The organism is Aeromonas sp. HMWF015, from assembly GCF_963878965.1.
GTDB classification, from domain to species: Bacteria; Pseudomonadota; Gammaproteobacteria; order Enterobacterales; family Aeromonadaceae; genus Aeromonas; species Aeromonas veronii.
In genome coordinates, this window is sequence record NZ_CAWNZT010000282.1 from 1 (window position 1) to 20,668 (window position 20,668).

A 20,668-nucleotide genomic window follows, 5' to 3' on the forward strand; every position below is an offset into this window, starting at 1 on the left:
GGGGATAAACCTGTCCAGATAGATAGCAACACTCATCCCGAATTTCCCGGCACAGCAGCAATGGCGGCATGATTCGTTATTGGTAAAAATAATCGGCTCATCAACACCATGCTAACACTGCAATCAGGGTGAATGTCGGAGTTAATTGATAATGACATTTATTATGGCGCACCACTATATCAACCGGCACGTACCAAAACTATAGTTTAGGGTATGAAGTTTTTTATATAACCCTATGTTTTACGTAAAAATAATAATCTGGCGCTCAATTATAGGTCAGGAAGTATGAAGGGTCTGCCCAACGCGTGACCTTGCGGGCCGTTCAATGAGAGTGCTTTGGCAATGTCCGCCATGGCCGTCCAGCGATTTTCACACCAGGCTGGCGCCAACAGAGTTGGACGGCGCGCGGAGGCCGAAATCCGGTGATACACCACCTCGGGCGGTGTGTGCTGGATCATGGCGACTGCGGCTTCCACATACTGCTCAAGCGTCAATACCTCAAGGCGCCCCGCCTGCCACGCTTTGCCAAGAGTACTGCCCTCTACCACATGAAGCGGATGCAGCTTGATCCCCTCAACACCGGTCTCAACGATACGATGCAGGGTATCGAGGCTGTCCATCGGCACTTCGCCCGGCAGGCCGACGATCAGATGAGCACATACCTTGATGCCGCGCTGATGGGCTCGTCTTACCGCATCCTCATAGGCGGCATAACCGTGGCCGCGGTTGATCCGTTGCAGGGTCTTGTCGTTGGCACTTTGCAGCCCGAGCTCCAGCCACACCTCGTAGCCCCGGGCCTGATAGCCCGCCAACAGATCCAGCACCGCATCCGGTACGCAATCGGGGCGAGTGCCCACGCAGAGCCCCACCATATCGCTCACCGACAGCGCCTCTTCATACATACGCTGCAGATACTCGACCTCGGCATAGGTGCTGGTATAGGCCTGAAAATAGGCAAGATAGCGCTTGGCACGGGTGACTTCGTCCCGGCGAGCCAGCAGTTGTTGCACCACGGAGAGTTGTTGGGCCGACTCGTCAGCAAAAGAGGATACGTTGCAGAAGGTGCAGCCACCACGGCCCAGGGTGCCGTCACGGTTCGGGCAGGTGAAGGCCCCGTGGATGGAGAGTTTGTGGATCTTCTGACCATGACGCTGCTTGAGATCCTGACCGAATGTATTGACGAGTTCGTGTAACTGCATGACACCTCCGCTAAAGGAGCGCCATTGTACGAGCTTGCGCAAAACAGGGGCTGAGCTGGATCAAGCTAGCGGAGAGGGTAAAACATATAAATACCCGACCAATTTTGAATAAATATAGAGAAAAAGCGCAAAAAAAGGATTTTTACAGTTCTTTGACGATTCAAACAGTAAACATCCATATGAAAATGAGACCTGATAACCCACTGTTGAACAATGAAAAATTCAAAGAGACCCGACAGCACACAATTGCAAGCATGGGATATTGAAAATGTGATCCCTTCCGCTGTCGGCCACATCGGGTTGGTAAAATTACTACATTCGCCCATCGTCGCCGAGCGCACCATTGAGCCCGCCAATGGCGATATATTTAACCAACAAAATCAAACTACACAGAATAAACACTCCATAACTGCGAGCGAATCCCCCTAACCCGACATTTTGTTATGCGAATGTAACCATGAAGACAAACCTGACCTGCGATTGACCTCGCCAGAAAATCCCATTAGTTTGGAGATTCGCCACGTCAGGCAGACGGAACCACAAGAGCCAATCGCAATTTATGCAGTCAGGTGATGACTGTGCGATGCAAGGCCGAGCAAGGGAGAAATGCAATGTCACTATATGATCCAAAGCTGGAGAGGGATAACTGTGGCTTCGGCCTGTTGGCCCACATGGAAGGGGAAGCCAGCCACAAGCTTGTCCGTCTCGCGATGTCAGCATTGGCTCGCATGCAGCACCGCGGCGGGATCTCCGCCGATGGCAAGACCGGCGATGGTTGCGGTCTGCTGCTGCAAAAACCGGACAGCTTCTTCAGAGCTGTCGCCGAGGAGAAAGGATGGCACCTTGGCCGCAACTATGCGGTCGGCATGCTGTTTCTCAACCCTGACCCCGTATTGGCCCAGCAGACCCGCGACATCATCGACGAAGAGCTGGAAAAAGAGACCCTGAGTCTGGTCGGCTGGCGCAAGGTGCCCGTCGATACCAACGTACTGGGTACCATCGCCAAAGCCTCCCTGCCCAGCATTGAACAGGTCTTTGTCAACGCCCCGCCCGGCTGGGTCGACAAGGATCTCGAGCGCCGTCTCTATATCGTGCGTCGCCGCATCGAAAAGCGCGTCAACGATGACTACTTCTACGTGGTCAGCCTCTCCAACCTGGTCACCGTCTATAAAGGGCTGTGCATGCCGGTGGACTTGCCGCGCTTCTATCTGGATCTCGCCGACATCCGTATGCAGGCGGCCATCTGCGTCTTCCACCAACGTTTCTCCACCAACACCAGCCCGCGCTGGCCGCTGGCCCAGCCGTTCCGCTATCTGGCCCACAACGGCGAGATCAACACCATCGCCGGCAACCGCCAGTGGGCCAAGGCGCGCAGCTACAAGTTTGCCACGCCGCTGATCCCCGATTTGCAGGAAGCGGCCCCCTTCGTCAACACCACCGGCTCTGACTCCTCCAGCCTCGACAACATGCTGGATCTCTTCCTCGCCGGTGGTATGGACCTGTTCCGCGCCATGCGCCTGTTGATCCCGCCTGCATGGCAAAAACATCCGAACATGGATGACGACCTGCGCGCCTTCTACGACTTCAACTCCATGCACATGGAGCCGTGGGACGGCCCGGCCGGTATCGTCATGACCGACGGTCGCTACGCCACCTGCGCACTTGATCGCAACGGTCTGCGTCCGGCCCGCTACGTCATCACCAAAGACAAGTTCATCACCCTCGCCTCAGAAGTCGGTACCTGGGACTACACCCCGGACGAAGTGCTGGAGAAGGGCCGGGTCGGCCCGGGCGAGCTGTTCGTGGTGGATACCAGCAACGGCAAGGTGTGGACCAGCTTCGAGATCGATGACGATCTCAAGAACCGCCACACCTACAAGCAGTGGATGGACAAGCACTGCACCCGACTGGTGCCGTTCGAGCAGATGGACGACAGCCAGACCGGTAGCCGCGAGTTCTCCGACGATCAGCTGAAAACCTATCAGAAGCTGTTTGGCTACTCCTTCGAGGAGCTGGATCAGATCATCCGGGTTCTCGGTGAAAATGGTCAGGAAGCGGTGGGCTCCATGGGGGATGATACCCCGATGGCGGTGCTCTCCTCCGGCCCGCGTACCCTCTATGACTACTTCCGCCAGATGTTTGCGCAGGTGACCAACCCACCCATCGACCCGCTGCGGGAAAACCACGTGATGTCGCTGGCCACCTGTATCGGTCGCGAGCAGAACGTCTTCAACGAAACCTTCGGCCACGCCCACAGGGTGCTGTTCCAGTCACCGATCCTGCTCTACTCCGACTTCCACCAGCTGCTGGCACTGGAAGGTGAGTACTACCGCCATCAGGTGATCAGCCTCAACTTCAAGCCCGAAGAGGGGCTGGAAGCGGCCATCGTGCGCATCTGCGAGGAGGCAAAAACCGCCGCAAAGAGTGGCACCGTGCTACTGGTGCTGTCGGATCGCGATATCAGCGCCGACACCCTGCCGATCCCGGCCGCCATGGCGGTGGGCGCGGTACAGCGCACCCTGGTGGACAACAACCTGCGCTGCGACGCCAACATTCTGGTGGAGACTGCAAGCTGCCGTGACCCGCACCACTTCTCGGTGCTGCTGGGCTTTGGCGCGACCGCCATCTACCCCTATCTCGCTTACGAAACCCTGGCCAAACAGGTTGAAGAGGGCGTGCTCACCATGTCCCTGCGCCAGGCCATGGTCAACTACCGCAACGGCATCAACAAGGGGCTCTACAAGGTGATGTCCAAGATGGGCATCAGCACAGTCGCCAGCTATCGCTGCTCCCAACTGTTCGAAGCGGTAGGCCTGGCCAAGTCGGTGATCGATACCTGCTTCCGTGGCGTTTCCAGCCGTATTCAGGGTGCCGACTTTGCCGACATCCAGCAGGATCAGCACAATCTGGCCCGTCAGGCCTGGCTGGTGCGCAAGCCCCTCCCCCACGGCGGCCTGCTCAAGTTCGTCCACGGCGGCGAGTACCACACCTACAACCCGGATGTAGTGCAGACCCTGCAAACCGCAGTGCGCTCCGGCAACTATGCCGATTACAAGGAGTATGCCCGTCTGGTGAACGAGCGCCCGGTTGCCACCCTGCGCGATCTGCTGGCACTGAAGAAGGTCGACAATCCGGTCGCGCTGGATCAGGTGGAGCCGGCCGACAAGCTGTTCCCCCGCTTCGACTCCGCTGCCATGTCCATCGGCGCCCTCGGCCCTGAAGCCCACGAGGCACTGGCTGTCGCCATGAACCGCCTCGGCGGTCAGAGCAACTCCGGCGAAGGGGGCGAAGATCCCAAGCGCTTCGGTACAGAGAAGAACTCCCGCATCAAACAGGTGGCTTCCGGCCGCTTCGGTGTCACCCCCCACTACCTGATGAACGCCGATGTGGTGCAGATAAAGGTGGCTCAGGGGGCCAAGCCCGGCGAGGGTGGCCAGCTGCCCGGTGACAAGGTGACTGCCCAGATCGCCCAGCTGCGTTATTCCGTGCCCGGCGTGACCCTGATTTCACCGCCGCCGCACCACGACATCTACTCCATCGAGGATCTGGCCCAGCTCATCTTCGACATCAAGCAGATCAACCCAAGCTGTCTGGTGTCGGTGAAACTGGTCTCCGAGCCGGGCGTTGGCACCATTGCCTGCGGCGTGGCCAAGGCCTATGCCGACTTCATCACCATCTCCGGTTATGACGGCGGCACTGGCGCGAGCCCCCTCACCTCGGTCAAATATGCCGGCTCCCCGTGGGAACTGGGTCTGGCTGAAACCCAGCAGGCGCTGGTCGCCAACGGTCTGCGCCACAAGGTGCGGCTGCAGGTGGATGGCGGTCTCAAAACCGGCCTCGACATCATCAAGGCGGCCATCCTCGGCGCCGAGAGCTTCGGCTTTGGCACCGGCCCCATGGTGGCGCTCGGTTGCAAATACCTGCGTATTTGCCACCTGAACAACTGCGCCACCGGCGTTGCCACTCAGGATGAGAAGCTGCGTCGCGAGCACTTCACCGGCCTGCCGGAGATGGTGATGAACTACTTCAAGTTCATCGCCGAAGAGACCCGCGAGCTGATGGCCCAGCTCGGCGTCACCCAGCTGACCGACCTGATTGGCCGCACCGATCTGCTGGAAGCCCTGCCCGGCCTCACCGCCCGTCAGGCCAAGCTGGATCTCTCTGGCATTCTGGCCCGTCCGGTAGCACCAGCAGGCTCCAGCCTGTTCAGCCAGCAGCACAACCCCACTTTCGACAAGGGGCCGCTCAACCTCAAGATGGTGGAAGATCTGCTGGAAGCGGTGGAAACCTCAAGCGGTGGCGAGTTCCGCTACGACATTCGCAACACCGACCGCTCGGTGGGTGCGCGCCTCTCGGGCGAGATCGTCAAACGTCACGGCAATCAGGGGATGGCGGCGGATCCGGTCAAGGTACACTTCAACGGCACCGCAGGCCAGAGCTTCGGCGTCTGGAACGCGGGTGGCCTTGAGATGATCCTCACCGGTGACGCCAACGACTACGTGGGCAAGGGGATGACCGGCGGCAAGCTGGTGATCAAGCCTCATGTCGGCGTGGCGTTCAAATCCCACGAAGCAGCCATCATCGGCAACACCTGCCTCTACGGCGCCACCGGCGGCAAACTCTACGCCGCGGGCACTGCCGGCGAGCGTTTCGCGGTGCGCAACTCAGGCGCCCTGGCGGTGGTCGAGGGAATTGGCGACAACGGTTGTGAATACATGACCGGCGGCATCGTCACCGTGCTCGGTCAGACTGGCGTCAACTTCGCGGCGGGCATGACCGGCGGCTTTGCCTACGTGCTCGACGAGTGCGGCAACTTCGCCAAGCGCACCAACCCCGAGCTGGTGGAACTGCTGGACGTGGCGGATCTCGCCATCCATCAGGAGCACCTGCGCGGCATCATCACGGCGCACCTCAATGAGACCGGCAGCTCGCGCGCCGAGGAGATCCTGGCCAACTTCGACTCCTATGTGCCCAAGTTCAGGCTGATCAAACCCAAGTCCAGCGACGTGAAATCGCTGCTGGGTCACACCAGCCGTTCCAGTGCAGAACTCAGAATCCAGGCGCAATAAGGAGGGAACCCTATGAGCCAGAACGTATTTCAGTTTATCGATGTCCAGCGGGTCGACCCGCCCAAGAAGCCGCTCAAGATCCGCAAAATCCAGTTTGTGGAGATCTACGAGTCCTTCAATCAGCCGCAGGTACAGATGCAGGCGGATCGCTGCCTCGAGTGCGGCAACCCCTACTGCGAGTGGAAGTGTCCGGTCCACAACTACATCCCCAACTGGCTGAAACTGGCCAAAGAGGGGCGCATTCTGGAGGCGGTGGAGCTCTCCCACCAGACCAACAGCCTGCCGGAAGTGTGCGGTCGGGTCTGCCCGCAGGATCGTCTCTGTGAGGGCTCCTGCACCCTCAACGATCGCTTCGGCGCGGTGACCATAGGCAACATTGAAAAATACATCACCGACAAGGCGTTCGAGATGGGCTGGAAGCCCGATCTCTCGAACGTGATCAAGACCGGCAAGCGGGTCGCCGTCATTGGCGCGGGCCCGGCGGGTCTTGCCTGCGCCGACGTGCTGGCACGCAACGGCGTCACCCCGGTGGTGTTTGACAAGTATCCGGAGATCGGCGGCCTGCTCACCTTCGGCATCCCCTCCTTCAAGCTGGAAAAAGAGGTGATGCAGCGTCGCCGCGAGATCTTCCAGGGGATGGGCGTGGAGTTTCGTCTCGAGACCGAAGTGGGCAAGGACATCACCTTCGCCGATCTGCTCGGCGAGTTCGATGCGGTCTTCCTCGGGGTCGGCACCTACAAATACATGAAGGGCGGCTTTGCCAACGAAGAGGCGCCGGGCGTCTATGACGCCCTGCCCTACCTCATCGCCAACGCCAACCGGTTGCTGGGCTTTGAGAAGGCGCAAGCCGACTACATCGACTTCGCCGGCAAGCAGGTGGTGGTGCTGGGCGGTGGCGATACCGCCATGGACTGCGTGCGTACCGCTATCCGTCAGGGGGCCGACAAGGTGATCTGCGCCTATCGCCGCGATGAGGAGAACATGCCGGGCTCCAAGCGGGAGGTGAAAAACGCCCGCGAGGAGGGGGTTGAGTTTATGTTCAACCTGCAACCGGTGGCGGTCGAGCTGGATGCCAACGGTCGCACCGTCGGCATCAAGGTGGTGAGCACCGAGTTGGGTGAACCCGACGCCAATGGCCGCCGCAATCCGGTGGTCATCGAGGGCTCCGAACAGGTGCTGGCTGCCGATGCGGTGGTGATGGCGTTTGGCTTCCAGCCCAACCCCCAACCCTGGATGGCGGAGTTCGGCATCGAGCTCGACAACCGGGATCGCATCAAGGCGCGCGAGCAGGCGGAATATGCCTTCCAGACCAGCAATCCCAAGGTGTTCGCCGGTGGCGACGCCGTGCGTGGCTCCGATCTGGTGGTGACCGCCATCTACGAAGGGCGCAAGGCAGCCGAAGGGATCATGGATTACCTCGCGGTCTGATCCGACCGACCAAGACCCTGATGCGCTTCACAATCAGCCTCGCCAATGCGGGGCTGATTTTTTGTAGCTACCCACCCCCTACAAACGCACCACCAGCCACTCCCCCTTGCCGACCGGCACCAGCGAGGTGGCAAAGGCCGGATCCTGCCCGACCTCGTTCATCCACTCCACCATCTCGCTGCGATGGGAGATGGCGTTGTCGACCACCAGCAGGCCACGGGGTGCCAGCAGGCGGCGGATCTGCGGCCACCATGCCCGGTAGTGCTGACGATCCGAATCGAGGAAGATGAGCTGATAGCCGGCTTGCGGCAAGGTCGGTAACAGCTCGCCTGCATCCCCTGCCAGCAAGGTTACCCAGGGGGCCAACCCTGCCTGCTGAAAGTTGTCATGGGCCAGCACGCGCTTATCCTCATCCAGCTCAATGGTGGTAACGTGCCCCTCCAGCCGACGCACAGCTTCTGCCAGCCAGAGTGTGGAGTAACCATTGGAGGTGCCGATCTCCAGCACCGCCTGCGCCCCACGGGTCTGCACCAGCACTGACAGCAACTCCCCCGTGTCGCGGGTGATATTGAGCAGCTTGCGGTGGCGTGCCTGCTGCATGCTGTCATTGCGCTCGCCAAGCTGCTCCAGCTGGCGTTTTAACTGTTCCAGTTCCATCGATATCCCTTTCGTCCTTGCCCAAAACCGTTAGCCACGCATCTAAGCTTGGCATTTGGGAGTCAAATGATTGCTTTCAACCGCCATTCACACCACAAAGGATGAGAAAAGGACAACCATTTGAGGCAGAATTTGTGACGTCTATCTGTTACACTTCGCGCCCGCCATTTTCCGGCTCACTCTCTGACTTGATGTCAGGCGCAGCCGTCGGTGGTTACAACCTCCGTCTCGCTCATGCCGAGCTAACCAAGCCAAACACAGCCCAGCTGGAACACAGGAACCCATTATGAGATTTGAATCGTTCGATTTTGCCCCCGAGATTTTGCGTGCTGTCTCAGATTGCGGTTATCAGGAGATGACCCCTGTGCAGCAACAGGCGATCCCGGCCATTCGCCGTGGCCGCGATGTGCTGGCCAGCGCCCAGACCGGTACCGGCAAGACCGCCGCCTTCGCCCTGCCCATCTTGCAGCGTCTGGTAGACAATCCGGCGCCGGTCCAGCCTTCCAACGCCCGGGTGCTGATCCTGACCCCGACCCGCGAGCTGGCAGCTCAGGTGGCGAGCAACATCAATGACTTCGCCAAGTATCTCGATATCACCACCATCACCATCGTCGGCGGTGGCAAGCAGGACGTGCAGGCCAAGAAGCTCAAAGCGGGCGCTCACATCATTGTGGCCACCCCGGGCCGTCTGCTGGAGCACCTCACCGCCTGCAACCTCAGCCTCTCCGGCGTCGAGTGTCTGGTGATGGATGAAGCGGATCGCATCCTCGACATGGGCTTCAGTGCCGATGTGCAGAAAATCCTGCAAGCGGTCAACAAGACCCGTCAAAACCTGCTCTTCTCCGCCACCTTCTCCGACGCGGTGAAGAAGCTGGCCAACCTGATGCTGGACAGACCGCAGATCGTCAGCGTCAACAAGCAGAACTCCACTGCCGACACCGTCAGCCACACCGTCTATCCGGTCGAGCAGAAGCGCAAGCGCGAGCTGCTCTCAGAGCTGATTGGCAAGCAGAACTGGCAGCAGGTGCTGGTGTTCGCCAGTACCCGCGAGAGCTGTGATGTGCTGGTCGAGGAGCTGAACCTCGACGGCATCAAGTCCGCCGTGGTCCATGGCGAAAAGGCCCAGGGCAACCGTCGCCGCGCCCTGCGCGAATTCATGGAAGGCAAGGTACGGGTACTGGTCGCCACCGAAGTGGCCGCCCGTGGTCTGGATATCCCGGATCTGGAATACGTGGTCAACTACGATCTGCCGTTCCTGGCGGAAGATTACGTGCACCGCATCGGCCGTACCGGTCGTGCCGGCAAGCGCGGCATGGCCATCTCCTTCGTCAGCCGTGAAGAGGAGCGTACCCTGCTGGAGATCGAGGCCCTGATCGGCCAGAAGATCCGTCGCATCATGGTGCCTGGCTATGAGGTGAGCAGCCGTGACGAGCTGATCAAACAGCTGCAAGAGCGTCGTCGCTTTGGCAAGCGCCCGCAGCGTGAAGATAACGCCGTGGCCCAGGTGATGGCCGAAGCCAAACTGCAGGGTCAGCGCCTCAAGCGTCTGGCTGCAGCCAAGAAGCCCCGTCAGCCGAAATAAGGCGGGCAGTTGCTCTATTGAACCGCAAAGGCGCCACTGGCGCCTTTGCCATCTCTGTCATCGGTGTTGGCCCCTGGTGGTCAACTGAAGGATTGCTTATGACCTCTCCGACCTACAATCAGGCCCTGTTCGAGATGGCCACCCAGAGCCTGGCCGAACTGGCCCGCACCGCCGAGCAAAAGGCGGGCAAGCGCACTCCGGCCCAAGAGAGCCACTTTCTCTGCACCTGGATGGCCGACTCCCTCAAGGAGAAGCGCTTCTCCCGTCTGGTGATGGAAGATTTGAAAGCTTGGGTGCAGCTTGGCCGCACTCTGGGTGCGGGCGCCGATCTCAAGGGATTGCTTGAGCGCATCGCCTTCCAGTACCAGTGCGCCATGACCAATCCGCAGCAATTGGGAGCCAAGCTGGCGGATCTGCTGGAGGAGCTGGCAACGGCAGGCTGGCTGGTGCTGACCGAGAGCGAGGTGAACGCCAAGCTGCGCCTGCAATCGGGCGGTCAGGCGAGTCTGGTGGTAAGCCATAGCGAATATGAAGACCATATCGAGGGCGGTGAGCTTGTCAAACCCCTCACCCTCTATGTGCGCGGTGACGAGAAGGTGCTGGCCGAGGCAGCCTTCAAGCACGGCCTGCTGCTGAGCCAGGGCAACAAGAAAACCGCCCTGGTCAAACATCACAAGGCCTACCGGCTGATGCCGGACAACGCCCAACCGGCGCTGGCACTGCTGAGCGAGGCTCGCCAGAGCGCCTGATCCCGCCTGTTTTCAGCAATAAAAACGGCAGACCCTTGCGCAGGATCTGCCGTTTTTTATTGTTCGATCTTTGGTGATGAGGTTGGGTAGTCGTTTAGCGGATCTTGATGCCAATCTGGCCCGCGTCACACCACTCGAACATCACCTCCTCGCTCTTGCCGCAGCAACTGCCACCACAGATACGGCTTTCACGCTTGATGACCCGCCCCTTGCGCATCCAGACGCCGAGCATGGCCTCCACCGCATCTTCCGAGGTGTGGAAGTGGCGAGCCAGATCACGCCGGCTCACCTTCTGCTGCACGGCGAGGTAATCCCCCAGCTCGCGCAGGATCATAAGGTCACCACCTTGCGGGCGACGATGTCACCGTGACGGCGACCGGCCCACCAGAGCAGTACCAGAGAGAGGCCATAGCTGACGATCCAGAACAGGCTCTGCTCCGGGTGAGCGGCAAAAGTGGCCACCTGATAGAAGAGGGTCGCGCACATAAAGGCCATGTAATTGCACCATACCGCCGTCATCAGCGCCCACTGACGACCGGTTTCCCGCACCAGCGCGCCCATGGCGGCGGCGCAAGGCATGTAGAGCAGCACGAACAAGAGGTAGGCAAAGGCACCGGCCGCCCCGTCGAAGTGGGTCTGCATGTTGCCGTAGGTGGAAACATCGACCTCCTGCGCTTCGGCGGCAGCTTTCTGGTCGTCAAGGTTGCCAACATCAAGCCCCATGGGGTCACTCGGGTTGATCTCCGCCAGATTGGCCGCCACGGCGTCGATCGCTTCGTGGAAACTGGCCACCAGCGAGAACTCACTCTCCTCCTCTGCATCGCCACCACCGGCGTAGAGGCTGTTGAGGGTACCGACCACCGCCTCTTTGGCGAAGATACCGGTGACGATACCGACCGTGGCCTGCCAGTTGTCATCGCGTACACCTATGGGGTGCAGCACCGGGGTCACCGCCTGGCTGATTTTGCTCAGGACCGAGCTCTCCTGCTCCTGATGGCCAAAGCTGCCATCGGTCCCCAGGGAGTTGAGCACGCTCAGCACGGCGACCACCAGCACGATGGTTTTACCGGCGCCAAAGACGAAGGATTTGAGCTTCTGCCAGGTCTTGATGGCAACGTTGACCGGACGCGGCCACTCGTAATCCGGCATCTCCATCAGCATGGAGTCGCTCTTGCCCGGCAGCAGGGTGCTGCGCAGCAACAGGCCGGTGAGCACCGCCACCAGAATGCCGATGAGGTAGAGACCGAACACCAGGTTCTGGCCAGACTCGGGGAAGAAGGCCACCGCAAACAGGGCGTAAACCGGCAGACGGGCACCGCACGACATGAAAGGCGCCATGGCGGAGGTCATCAGCCGCTCCCGCTCGGAGTTGAGAGTACGGGTCGCCATCACCGAGGGGACGGTACAGCCAAAACCCATCAGCATCGGCACGAACGCCTTGCCCGGCAGGCCGAGGCGGCGCATCAGGGCATCCACCACGAAGGCGGCACGGGCCAGATAGCCGGAGCTCTCCAGCACCGCGAGGAACAGATAGAGGCAGCCAATCACCGGAATAAAGGTGGCGACTGTCTGCAAACCGACGCCAAAGCCATCAGCCAGAATGGCGCCCAGCCACTCGGGGGCATTGACCAGCCCCAGCAGGTGGTGCACCCCATCGACAAACAGGGCGCCGCCCATGATGTCGAAGAAGTCGATAAAGGCGCTGCCAACGTTGATGGCAAACAGGAACATCAGGTACATGACAAACAGGAAGAAGGGGATGCCAATCCAGCGATTAAGCAGCACCCGATCCAGCCACTCGCTCTGGGCCTCGGTGAGCTTGCCCTTCTGCTGACGAGCCTGTTGTACCCACTGGTGGATATGGCCGTAGCGAATATCCGCCAGTTGCAGGTCGATATCCTGTCCCTGATGGGCGCGAGCTACCACATTGGCGGCGGCCGCCTGCTGACCGGGCAGCAGGGTCTCCTGCATCACCGCATCCTCTTCCAGCAGGCGCAGGGCGCGGCCACGGGTAGTGAGGTGATGCGGGGCGAGCAGGGTCTCCAGCTCCGCCAGATCGGTTTCAAGCTCATGGCCGTAATCGAGCTGCAAGGCGGCTTGCGGCTGACCGATAAACTGCCGGATCTGCTGCTTGAAGGCAGCAACCTGCTTGCTGTTGTGGGCAGAGAGGGCGACCACCGGGCAACCGAGAGATTTGCCGAGCTTACTCTCGTCGATGACGATGCGGCGCTTTTGCAGGATATCCAGCTTGTTGAGCACAACCACCATCGGCAGGCCCAGTTCGCGCAGTTGCAGCGTGAGGTAGAGGGAGCGCTCCAGATTGGCGGCGTCGATGACGTTGAGCAGCAGGTCGGGTTGTTGGCCCTGGGCAAAGCGGCTGGCGATCTGCTCGTCCAGACTGCCATCCTGACTGGCCAGGCTATAGATACCGGGCAGATCCATCAGCTTGAAGTGATGCTCACCCGCGCTGAACTCACCCATCTTCTTGTCGACGGTGACACCACTCCAGTTGCCTACCTGCTGGCGGGCGCCGGTCAGGGCGTTGAACAGGGAGGTCTTGCCACTATTGGGGTTACCTACCGTTACCAGAGAATAATTCATACCAGCTCTACCTCTTTTTTCTTCTGAACCCACCGCGTGCGTGTGGCAAGCCGCTTTGCAGGTTCGACTTCTTGTCTCTGAACCGCTCCCGGTGACTTTCTTGACCGGAGCGGCAGCCGAGCAGCGGGTTATACCGGCTCGACTTCTATTTGCTGGGCCAGACTCTTTTGCATGGAGAGACAGATCCCCTGGCACTGGATCTGGAGCGGATCCCCCAGGGGGGCGGAGCGCAGATAGATGACTTCAGTCTGGGGCAACAGGCCCATCACCATCAGTTTGCGGCGCAGCGGCCGGGCGAGCTGATTCATATTCTTGATGCGAGCACTCTGTCCCGGTGACAACTGCGTGAGTACCATGACTGACTCCTGAAGTTAAACAATAATAATTCGCTTTTACTTGGGGCATTATAAGCTGTGTCTTCAACTTTTATTTGAGTAAAATCAAACTCCGCTTAGCTAACCCATAAAGTATTGCCATGAGTCACGACAACAACAGCCGCCTCGTTTACAGCACAGATGGCGGCATGATCAAGGAGCAGAGCGCTCCCCAATCTGCCTCCCCCTTCCCCACCGACGGCACCGTGCGCATTCGCCGCGAGACCAAGGGGCGCAAGGGTGCCGGGGTGATCACCATTCATGGCATACCCGCCGATCAGCAAAAATCCCTGGCCACCCTGCTCAAGAAAAAGTGCGGCACCGGTGGTGGTATCAAGGAAGGGGTAATCGAGATCCAGGGGGATAAACGGGACCTGATCAAAACCGAGCTGGAGAAAGCCGGTTTCAGCGTCAAGCTGGTGGGTGGCTGATCCCCTTGTCACTCATGCGGTTTTTCCCTAGAATGCCCGCTCCCATCGAGGGGGAGTAGTCTCGCACGCCGGTGCCATCCATTGCATGAATATCGGTTTGCGACCCTGATCAACATACTTGGTGCCAAATCACCATGGTCAGGGTGATCCATGCCAGCCATGGATTTGACAAGACCTTTGACGGGCCAGTGCCAATACCGGGGACGGATGGCGCAGGCTTGTCTTTGGTTTATAACAATTCCGTCCCCCGGTCATTTTTATGGAAGCCTTGTTAACCTCAACCCTCAGCGTCGCTATTGCCGAAATCGGCGATAAAACCCAGCTGTTGGCGTTGCTGCTCATCTGTCGTTTTCGCAAGCCCTGGCCCATCATCGCCGGCATGCTGGCGGCTACCCTGCTCAACCATGCGGGCGCTGCCTGGATTGGTGAGTTCATCAGCCGCTGGCTCGATCCCAAGATAATGACCTGGCTGGTCGCCATCGCCTTTATCGCCATGGCGATCTGGATTTTGGTGCCGGACAAGATGGATGACGAGGAGAGCTCGCTGGATAAATACGGCCCCTTTATGGCCACCTTCGTGCTCTTCTTTATTGCCGAAATTGGCGACAAGACCCAGATTGCCACCGTATTGCTGGCCGCCAAATATGACTCGCTGGTACAGGTCATTACCGGTACCACCCTCGGCATGATGCTGGCCAACGTGCCGGTGGTGCTGATCGGCAAGCTGGGGGCAGACAAGCTGCCGCTCAAGGGGATCCGCATCGCCTGCGCCATCCTCTTCGTCGGCCTCGGGGTGAGCACCCTGATCTTTGCCTGATCGCCTTTTCCGCTGACCAAGCCCTCCACTTCGGAGGGCTTTTTTGTTTGCTGCTTTATTTGTTGCTTGGTTTGCTGCGTTGTTTGTTACGTAACCCGCTGTCGCAACCACCTACCGTAGAGCCAAGGGGCAGTGCACGGTTGCGGGTGCCTCATGCCATAATGGGGCAAACCTCGTGGAGTCCCCCCATGCACAACGTATCAAGAGAGACACTTCTCGAATGGGTCAAACAGGGACGGCTGGCGCCAGAGAAGCTGGTGGACGCCCTGACCCTCGCCGATCTTCCCCCCCATCCGGCGCGCTGGCAGTGGCTGTTTGACCGGCTGCTGCTCTGGCTCGGAGCCCTCTGCATCGGGGCTGGCCTCATCTTCTTCGTCGCCTTCAACTGGCAAGAGCTGGGCCGGGTCTCCCGCCTCGCCCTGCTGGAGGCACCGCTGCTCGCCATGCTGCTTCTGCTGTGGTGCAAACCGCTGGGGGATACCCCCCGTCAGGCGCTGCTGCTCGCCATCGCCCTCAATATCGGCGCCTTGCTGGCGCTGGTGGGTCAAACCTACCAGACCGGCGCCGATCCCTGGCAGCTGTTCGCCACCTGGGCGCTGATGCTGGTGCCACTGGCGGTATTTGGCCAAAGCCCCCTGCTCTGGACCTTGAGCTGGCTGCTCGGTCAGCTGGCGCTGGTGCTCTACTGGCAGCTCGGCCTGTTCACGTTCTTCTTTACCTTCGATGAAGAGGGATTGGGCTGGTGCCTGACCCTGCTCAACGCCGCCCTCTGGGGTCTGCTTCTGCTGGCACCGACCCGCTGGCGCCTGATGCCAAGCTGGCTGGCGGGCCTGGCCGCGGGTCTGGGAGCTACCCTGCTCACCCTGCTGGCGCTGTTTGATGCAGCCTCCCCGCTGGTGTGGCCGCTCTGGCTTGGCTGGCTCGCTGCGGCCTATGCCCTTTGGCATCACAGATTTATCGCCGGACTCGCCATGGGGTGCCTCAGCCTGATTGCCGTCATCCTCGCGGCGCTGGGCAAGTGGATGGAGCCCGACATCAACGGCTTTTTGCTGCTGAGCCTGTTTGCCATCGGCCTTTCGGTCACCGCCGCCCGCTGGCTGCAACAACAACGGAGGTCTCATGAGTGATCTGACCCTTTGGCAAACGCTGCAACAGGCCAATCTGGTGGAGGGGGAGATGCCCCGCAACAACCAGCCCCACTGGTCGAGCCGCTTTCTGCTCGGGCTGGTGGGCTGGATTGCCGCCCTGTTCCTGCTCTTTTTCCTGTTTCTCACCTTCGAGCAGCTGACCCGCGAGGCCAACAGTGCCCTGCTGCTGGGGGCTGTGCTGCTGGCGGGGGCCTACGCCCTCAATCGCAGCCAAAGCGGCGATCTCTGGGATCAGTTCGTGCTGGCCCTTACCCTGGCGGCTGATGCCTGGCTGCTCTATGGCCTGATCGATCAGATTGACTATCATCACGCCCTGCTCTGGTTCGGCCTTGCCCTGCTCTCGCTCACCATCGCCGTGCTGTTCGATCACTGGCTGGTGCGGCTGTTTCACAGCGTAGCGGCGGCCCTGCTGCTCACCCTTGGCCTCGCCTGCCTCAGGCTGCAACTGCTGGCCCTGCCGCTGGTGATGGCGGCTATCACCTTCTGCTGGCTGCGGGCAGATAGGGATCCAGAGCGCCACCAGCTCTACCACTCCATCACGCTGGGGCTGGCTCTCTCTCTGCTGGTGCTGGGCCGTCTGCACCACCCGCTCTGGGACGGCGGCAGCAGCGTGCTGGACGAACTGGGGCTATCGCGCCTGCCGCACTGGCTCAATCCCCTGCTCTGCGCCGCCCTGCTGCTGGCGGTGATGGTGAAACTCAAGCTCCCCCTGCTGTTTGGCCTGCCGCTGGTGCTGATCAGCGCCATCATCCCCGGCATGGGGGCGGGCGCACTGGTGCTGATCCTCGGCTTCTATGCTGGCAGTCTGGGGCTGATGACCCTCTCGGCCCTGCTGCTGCTCGGTTATGGCTCCCTCTATTACTACGATCTGGGGCTCACCCTGATGACCAAATCCTGGTTGCTGCTGGGCTCCGGCATCCTGCTGCTGGGGGCCCGCCAGCTGCTCACCACCTTCGCGGCAAGGAGCGACTCATGAAACCCGTCACCCGACAGCTCGCCCTGTTGCTGAGCGGCCTCGCCATCCTGGCAGGCATCAATGCCACCGTCTGGCGCTATGAGTACGCCATGAGCAGCGGCGAAGTGGTGCTGCTGCGGCTCGCCCCGGTCGATCCCCGCTCCCTGATGCAGGGGGATTACATGCGGCTCAACTATGAAATTGCCCGCGAGCTGACCAGCCGCGACGCCCGTGCGACTCAAGACAAGGGCAGCGACACCCTGGTGATCCGCCTCGATGCCCATCAGGTGGCCAGTCTGGTGGCCGATGGCAAACCGGATCGGCTCGCCAGCGATGAGCGGCTATTGCAAGTGCACCAGAGCGAGCGGCAGTGGCAGATCGGCCCCGATGCCTACTTCTTTGAAGAGGGCACGGGGGAGCAGTACGAAGCGGCCCGCTACGGCGAGTTCCGGTTGCAAGCGGATGGCAAGACCCTGCTGGTGGGGCTGCGGGATGAGGCCTACCAGCCCATCGGGCAGACCCGCGCCCGCTGGTAACGGCCGTGAGTGGCTATTTACTCTGTTCATGGTCACACTCAAGGGAAGGTTGATCGCTAAGGATGTTCCCAATGAGGATATGGCTGATCTGTCATCTGTTGCTGCTCTGCTGGGCCTCGACGGCCCGGGCTGATCTGGGCAAGCTCGAGTTCCTCACCGAAGAGTACCCCCCCTACAACTTCAGCGATCCGCAAGGCCAGCCCACCGGCCTTGCGGTCGATCTGCTGCAGATGATCTGGCAACACAGCGGCGTGACACCCCAGCCGGTGCGCATCCTGCCCTGGGCGCGAGGTTATTACTTGCTAACCCAGAAGCCCAACGTGGTGCTCTTCTCCACCGCCCGCACCCAGGCGCGGGAGGATCTCTTCAAGTGGGTCTGCCCCATCGGCTACTCGGAGTACATACTGCTGGGCCGCAAAGCGCAGAACATCACCCTGACCGCCTTCGATCAGATGAGCCAGTACAAGATCAGCGCGGTGCGCTCGGATGCCGCCGAGCAGCTGCTGCTCAACAACGGCATGGATGACAACAACATCATCCCGGCCAACCGCCTGTCGCAAGGGTTGAAGATGCTGCTCTCCGGCCGCGCCGATCTGCTCGCCACCAGCAAGCTGGCGGGATATGACGCCATCCGCGAACTGAAGCTGAGCAGCGACGACTTCAACGTGGCCATGGTGCTGAGCGCCGAGCAGCTCTGCTACGCCTTCAGCCGTCAAGTACCCGACAGCGAGATCACCCTCTTTCAGCAGAGCCTGACCCGCGCCCTCGCCTCGGAAGAGTTTCGCAAATTGCAGGCCAAATACCTGCCGGTGCGCTGAGCACTCACTCACCCGATGGGCAGCAGTTCGCTGCCCATTTTATTGATGAAAGATGCAATAGAGGTGGCTAGCTATTCCCGCCACAAGCAGTCAAACTGGGCTACATAGTTGATTGCGAAGGATCTTTCCCGTGCGGACATGGCACCTACCTCATCTGCTACTGCTCTTGTGGGCCACCTTCGCGCAGGCCGATCCGGGCAAACTCGAGTATCTGAGCGAAATCTCTCCCCCGTTTAATTTCAGCGACCAGCAAGGGATGCCGACCGGATTGTCGGTAGAGCTGATGCAGCTTATCTGGAAAGCGCGGGGCGTGTCGCCCCAGCCAATCCGCATTATGCCCTGGGCCCGGGGCTACAATCTGCTGCAACAAAAACCCAATGTGGTGCTGTTTGCCACCGCCCGCACCCCGCAGCGGGAAGCACTCTTCAAGTGGGCCTGCCCCATCGATCACTCGGAGTTTGTGCTGCTGGGGCGCAAGGCGGACAACATCACCCTCGGCTCGGTGGCCGAAATCAGCCACTACAAGGTCGGCGTGGTGCGCTCCACCGTCTCCAAACAGCTGCTGCTCGAACGCGGTATCGATGAGCGCCAGCTGATGCTGGCCAACCGCCTCACCCAGGCGGCCAAAATGCTCACCTCAGGTCGCGCCGATCTGTTTGCGACCAACAAGCTGGCGGGCTATCAAACCCTGCAGCAGCTCGGCTTCAAGCCGGATGACTTTCATGTCGCCTTCGTGCTGGATGCCAGACCGCTCTGCTACGCCTTCAGCCGTCAGGTGCCCGACAGCGAGGTCGCCCTCTTTCAGCAGGCGCTGACCCACGTCGTCGCCTCGGCGGATTTCTCGGCCCTGCAAGCCAAATACCTGCCGCTGCGCTAACGCCCTGATCGCCACCGTCATAGGGCGCGGGATGGGACTGTGCACCCGTGCTTTTTTGCCAAACATGCTCCATCGCCTTGGCGAAATCGGTCAGCTTGGTCACACTTGAGCAGATATTCCCTTGATCAGGATGGCAAAAATGAAACCATGGATTGGATTGGCCGGAGCGCTGCTGGCCACCCTCGCACAGGCGAGTCCTGAGCTCGGCAAACTGCACTACATCACCGAAGAGTACAAACCCTACAACTACGCCGATGCCAGCGGCGCCCCCACCGGCCTCGCGGTCGAACTGCTGCAACTGGTATGGAAAAAGACCAATACACCGGCGCAGCCCATCACCATCATGCCGTGGGCGCGCGGTTACTACCTGCTGACCCAAAAGCCCAATGCGGTGCTCTTTTCCACCGCCCGCACCCAGGCGCGGGATCCCCTGTTCAAGTGGGCCTGCCCCATCGGGTATGCCGAGATCGTGCTGGTGGGGCTGGCCGATCGCAATATCACCATTACCAAGCTCGACGATGCCAAGGCGTTCAATATCGGGGCGGTGCGAGCCGATGTGGGGGAGCAACTGCTGCTCAACAACGGCTTTGACGAAACCAAACTGATGGCCGCCAACCGGCTGGCACAGGCGCTCAAGATGCTCACCTCCGGCCGGGTCGATCTGGTCTCCACCAACAAGACCACCATGGAGCAGCTGATCGTCGAACAAAAACTCGACCCCGCCCGCTTCAAGGAGCAGTGGGTACTGAGCTCGGAGCAGTTCTGCTTCGCCTTTAGCCATCCGGTGAGCGACGAGCTGGTCAAGGAGTTCCAGACCGGCTTGACTCAGGTGCTGGCGAGCATCGAATACCCGTTGCTGCACAGCAAATACTTCCCAACCCCGGCCGCCAAATAGCGGCATCGAGCGCCAACAACAAGGGGCCCACCGCGGGCCCCTTCGCTTTTTACCGTTTGCGCGCCCCTCTTTTTACAGTTTGCACGCCTCTCGCGGCGTCACCCCACCGCCCTGCCAGCTCCAAGCCCCGACAACCAACAACTAATCGCCAATTAATAAAAGTTTGTGCCAGCGCAAAAAATCACTCTTTTCTGATAGTTAGCCCATCAAAACCATAGATAAGACCACTCTGGCTCCGTAATATGGCGATGGGCGTCTGTTGACCCCTTTTCCGAGATCAATGGTCAACGGCGCAATCTGGTAGCGAGAGTCAGGGGCGGTAGCGACTTTAGCGTAGGGTCGATTAGCGAAGCGTAATCGTCCGCGGTAACCGTCCCCTCTCCCCTTGCGGGAGAGGGCTAGGGTGAGGGGGTCGGTAACGTCTTTGCCCTGCAACAAGGTATTTGGCATGGCTTCGCCATGCAGGACGCGAGGACTCCGTCCTCGACGGGGTTTCGCCGCCGCTGCGCGGCTTGGCGAGTGACTTTGGAAA

17 protein-coding genes are annotated in these 20,668 nt (G+C 60.3%); 12 read left to right on the forward strand and 5 right to left on the reverse strand.

Features of this window, described 5'->3' with window-relative positions:
• Positions 1-269: 269 nt before the first annotated feature.
• On the reverse strand, positions 270-1,199 hold the full coding sequence (locus AACS18_RS14535) for a TIGR01212 family radical SAM protein (protein WP_042083735.1): 930 nt from the start codon (positions 1,197-1,199) through the stop codon (positions 270-272).
• A gap of 611 nt (positions 1,200-1,810) precedes the next feature.
• On the opposite strand from AACS18_RS14535, the gene gltB reads away from it, so the two are divergent.
• Together gltB and AACS18_RS14545 are read left to right on the forward strand one after the other, a co-directional pair.
• On the forward strand, positions 1,811-6,268 hold the full coding sequence (gltB, locus tag AACS18_RS14540) for a glutamate synthase large subunit (protein ID WP_108612536.1): 4,458 nt from the start codon (positions 1,811-1,813) through the stop codon (positions 6,266-6,268).
• A gap of 12 nt (positions 6,269-6,280) precedes the next feature.
• Positions 6,281-7,696 (forward strand): FAD-dependent oxidoreductase, encoded by a 1,416-nt coding sequence (locus AACS18_RS14545; RefSeq protein WP_108612537.1) that lies wholly within the window; start codon positions 6,281-6,283, stop codon positions 7,694-7,696.
• Between the two features lie 78 nt (positions 7,697-7,774).
• Here AACS18_RS14545 and AACS18_RS14550 read toward each other — a convergent pair whose 3' ends face one another.
• Entirely contained in the window at positions 7,775-8,353 is a 579-nt protein-coding gene (locus AACS18_RS14550) for an O-methyltransferase (RefSeq protein ID WP_108612538.1), read from the reverse strand.
• A 286-nt stretch (positions 8,354-8,639) separates the two neighbouring features.
• On the opposite strand from AACS18_RS14550, the gene AACS18_RS14555 reads away from it, so the two are divergent.
• Positions 8,640-9,935 carry a DEAD/DEAH box helicase gene (locus AACS18_RS14555; RefSeq protein WP_005337380.1) on the forward strand — a complete coding sequence of 432 codons (1,296 nt, stop codon included), beginning with the start codon at positions 8,640-8,642 and terminating at the stop codon, positions 9,933-9,935.
• Between the two features lie 98 nt (positions 9,936-10,033).
• On the forward strand, positions 10,034-10,684 hold the full coding sequence (locus tag AACS18_RS14560) for a DUF2913 family protein (RefSeq protein ID WP_108612539.1): 651 nt from the start codon (positions 10,034-10,036) through the stop codon (positions 10,682-10,684).
• Between the two features lie 94 nt (positions 10,685-10,778).
• Here the strand turns inward: AACS18_RS14560 and AACS18_RS14565 are convergent, their stop codons facing one another.
• From AACS18_RS14565 to AACS18_RS14575, 3 genes are all read right to left on the reverse strand, one after another.
• Positions 10,779-11,018 carry a FeoC-like transcriptional regulator gene (locus AACS18_RS14565; RefSeq protein ID WP_005337382.1) on the reverse strand — a complete coding sequence of 80 codons (240 nt, stop codon included), beginning with the start codon at positions 11,016-11,018 and terminating at the stop codon, positions 10,779-10,781.
• Positions 11,015-13,285, reverse strand: coding sequence for a Fe(2+) transporter permease subunit FeoB (feoB, locus tag AACS18_RS14570; RefSeq protein ID WP_108612540.1), 2,271 nt, complete (start codon positions 13,283-13,285; stop codon positions 11,015-11,017). Before feoB ends, AACS18_RS14565 begins: the two co-directional genes overlap by 4 nt.
• A 128-nt stretch (positions 13,286-13,413) precedes the next feature.
• Positions 13,414-13,641 (reverse strand): FeoA family protein, encoded by a 228-nt coding sequence (locus AACS18_RS14575; RefSeq protein WP_005337384.1) that lies wholly within the window; start codon positions 13,639-13,641, stop codon positions 13,414-13,416.
• Positions 13,642-13,760: 119 nt separating this feature from the next.
• On the opposite strand from AACS18_RS14575, the gene AACS18_RS14580 reads away from it, so the two are divergent.
• The 8 genes from AACS18_RS14580 to AACS18_RS14615 all read left to right on the forward strand — a co-directional run bounded on the left by AACS18_RS14580 (position 13,761) and on the right by AACS18_RS14615 (position 20,136).
• Positions 13,761-14,090 (forward strand): translation initiation factor, encoded by a 330-nt coding sequence (locus AACS18_RS14580; protein ID WP_108612541.1) that lies wholly within the window; start codon positions 13,761-13,763, stop codon positions 14,088-14,090.
• A 259-nt stretch (positions 14,091-14,349) separates the two neighbouring features.
• Positions 14,350-14,907, forward strand: coding sequence for a TMEM165/GDT1 family protein (locus AACS18_RS14585; protein WP_005337386.1), 558 nt, complete (start codon positions 14,350-14,352; stop codon positions 14,905-14,907).
• 188 nt (positions 14,908-15,095) lie between these two features.
• On the forward strand, positions 15,096-16,034 hold the full coding sequence (locus AACS18_RS14590; protein WP_108612542.1) for a DUF2157 domain-containing protein: 939 nt from the start codon (positions 15,096-15,098) through the stop codon (positions 16,032-16,034).
• On the forward strand, positions 16,027-17,031 hold the full coding sequence (locus AACS18_RS14595; RefSeq protein ID WP_108612543.1) for a DUF4401 domain-containing protein: 1,005 nt from the start codon (positions 16,027-16,029) through the stop codon (positions 17,029-17,031). Before AACS18_RS14590 ends, AACS18_RS14595 begins: the two co-directional genes overlap by 8 nt.
• Positions 17,028-17,546 carry a GDYXXLXY domain-containing protein gene (locus tag AACS18_RS14600; RefSeq protein ID WP_108612544.1) on the forward strand — a complete coding sequence of 173 codons (519 nt, stop codon included), beginning with the start codon at positions 17,028-17,030 and terminating at the stop codon, positions 17,544-17,546. Before AACS18_RS14595 ends, AACS18_RS14600 begins: the two co-directional genes overlap by 4 nt.
• A 71-nt stretch (positions 17,547-17,617) precedes the next feature.
• Positions 17,618-18,364 (forward strand): substrate-binding periplasmic protein, encoded by a 747-nt coding sequence (locus AACS18_RS14605; protein WP_108612545.1) that lies wholly within the window; start codon positions 17,618-17,620, stop codon positions 18,362-18,364.
• A 130-nt stretch (positions 18,365-18,494) separates the two neighbouring features.
• Complete coding sequence (locus AACS18_RS14610) at positions 18,495-19,241, forward strand: substrate-binding periplasmic protein (protein ID WP_108612546.1); 747 nt, start codon at positions 18,495-18,497, stop codon at positions 19,239-19,241.
• 139 nt (positions 19,242-19,380) lie between these two features.
• Positions 19,381-20,136, forward strand: coding sequence for a substrate-binding periplasmic protein (locus AACS18_RS14615; RefSeq protein ID WP_108612547.1), 756 nt, complete (start codon positions 19,381-19,383; stop codon positions 20,134-20,136).
• Positions 20,137-20,668 lie beyond the last annotated feature (532 nt).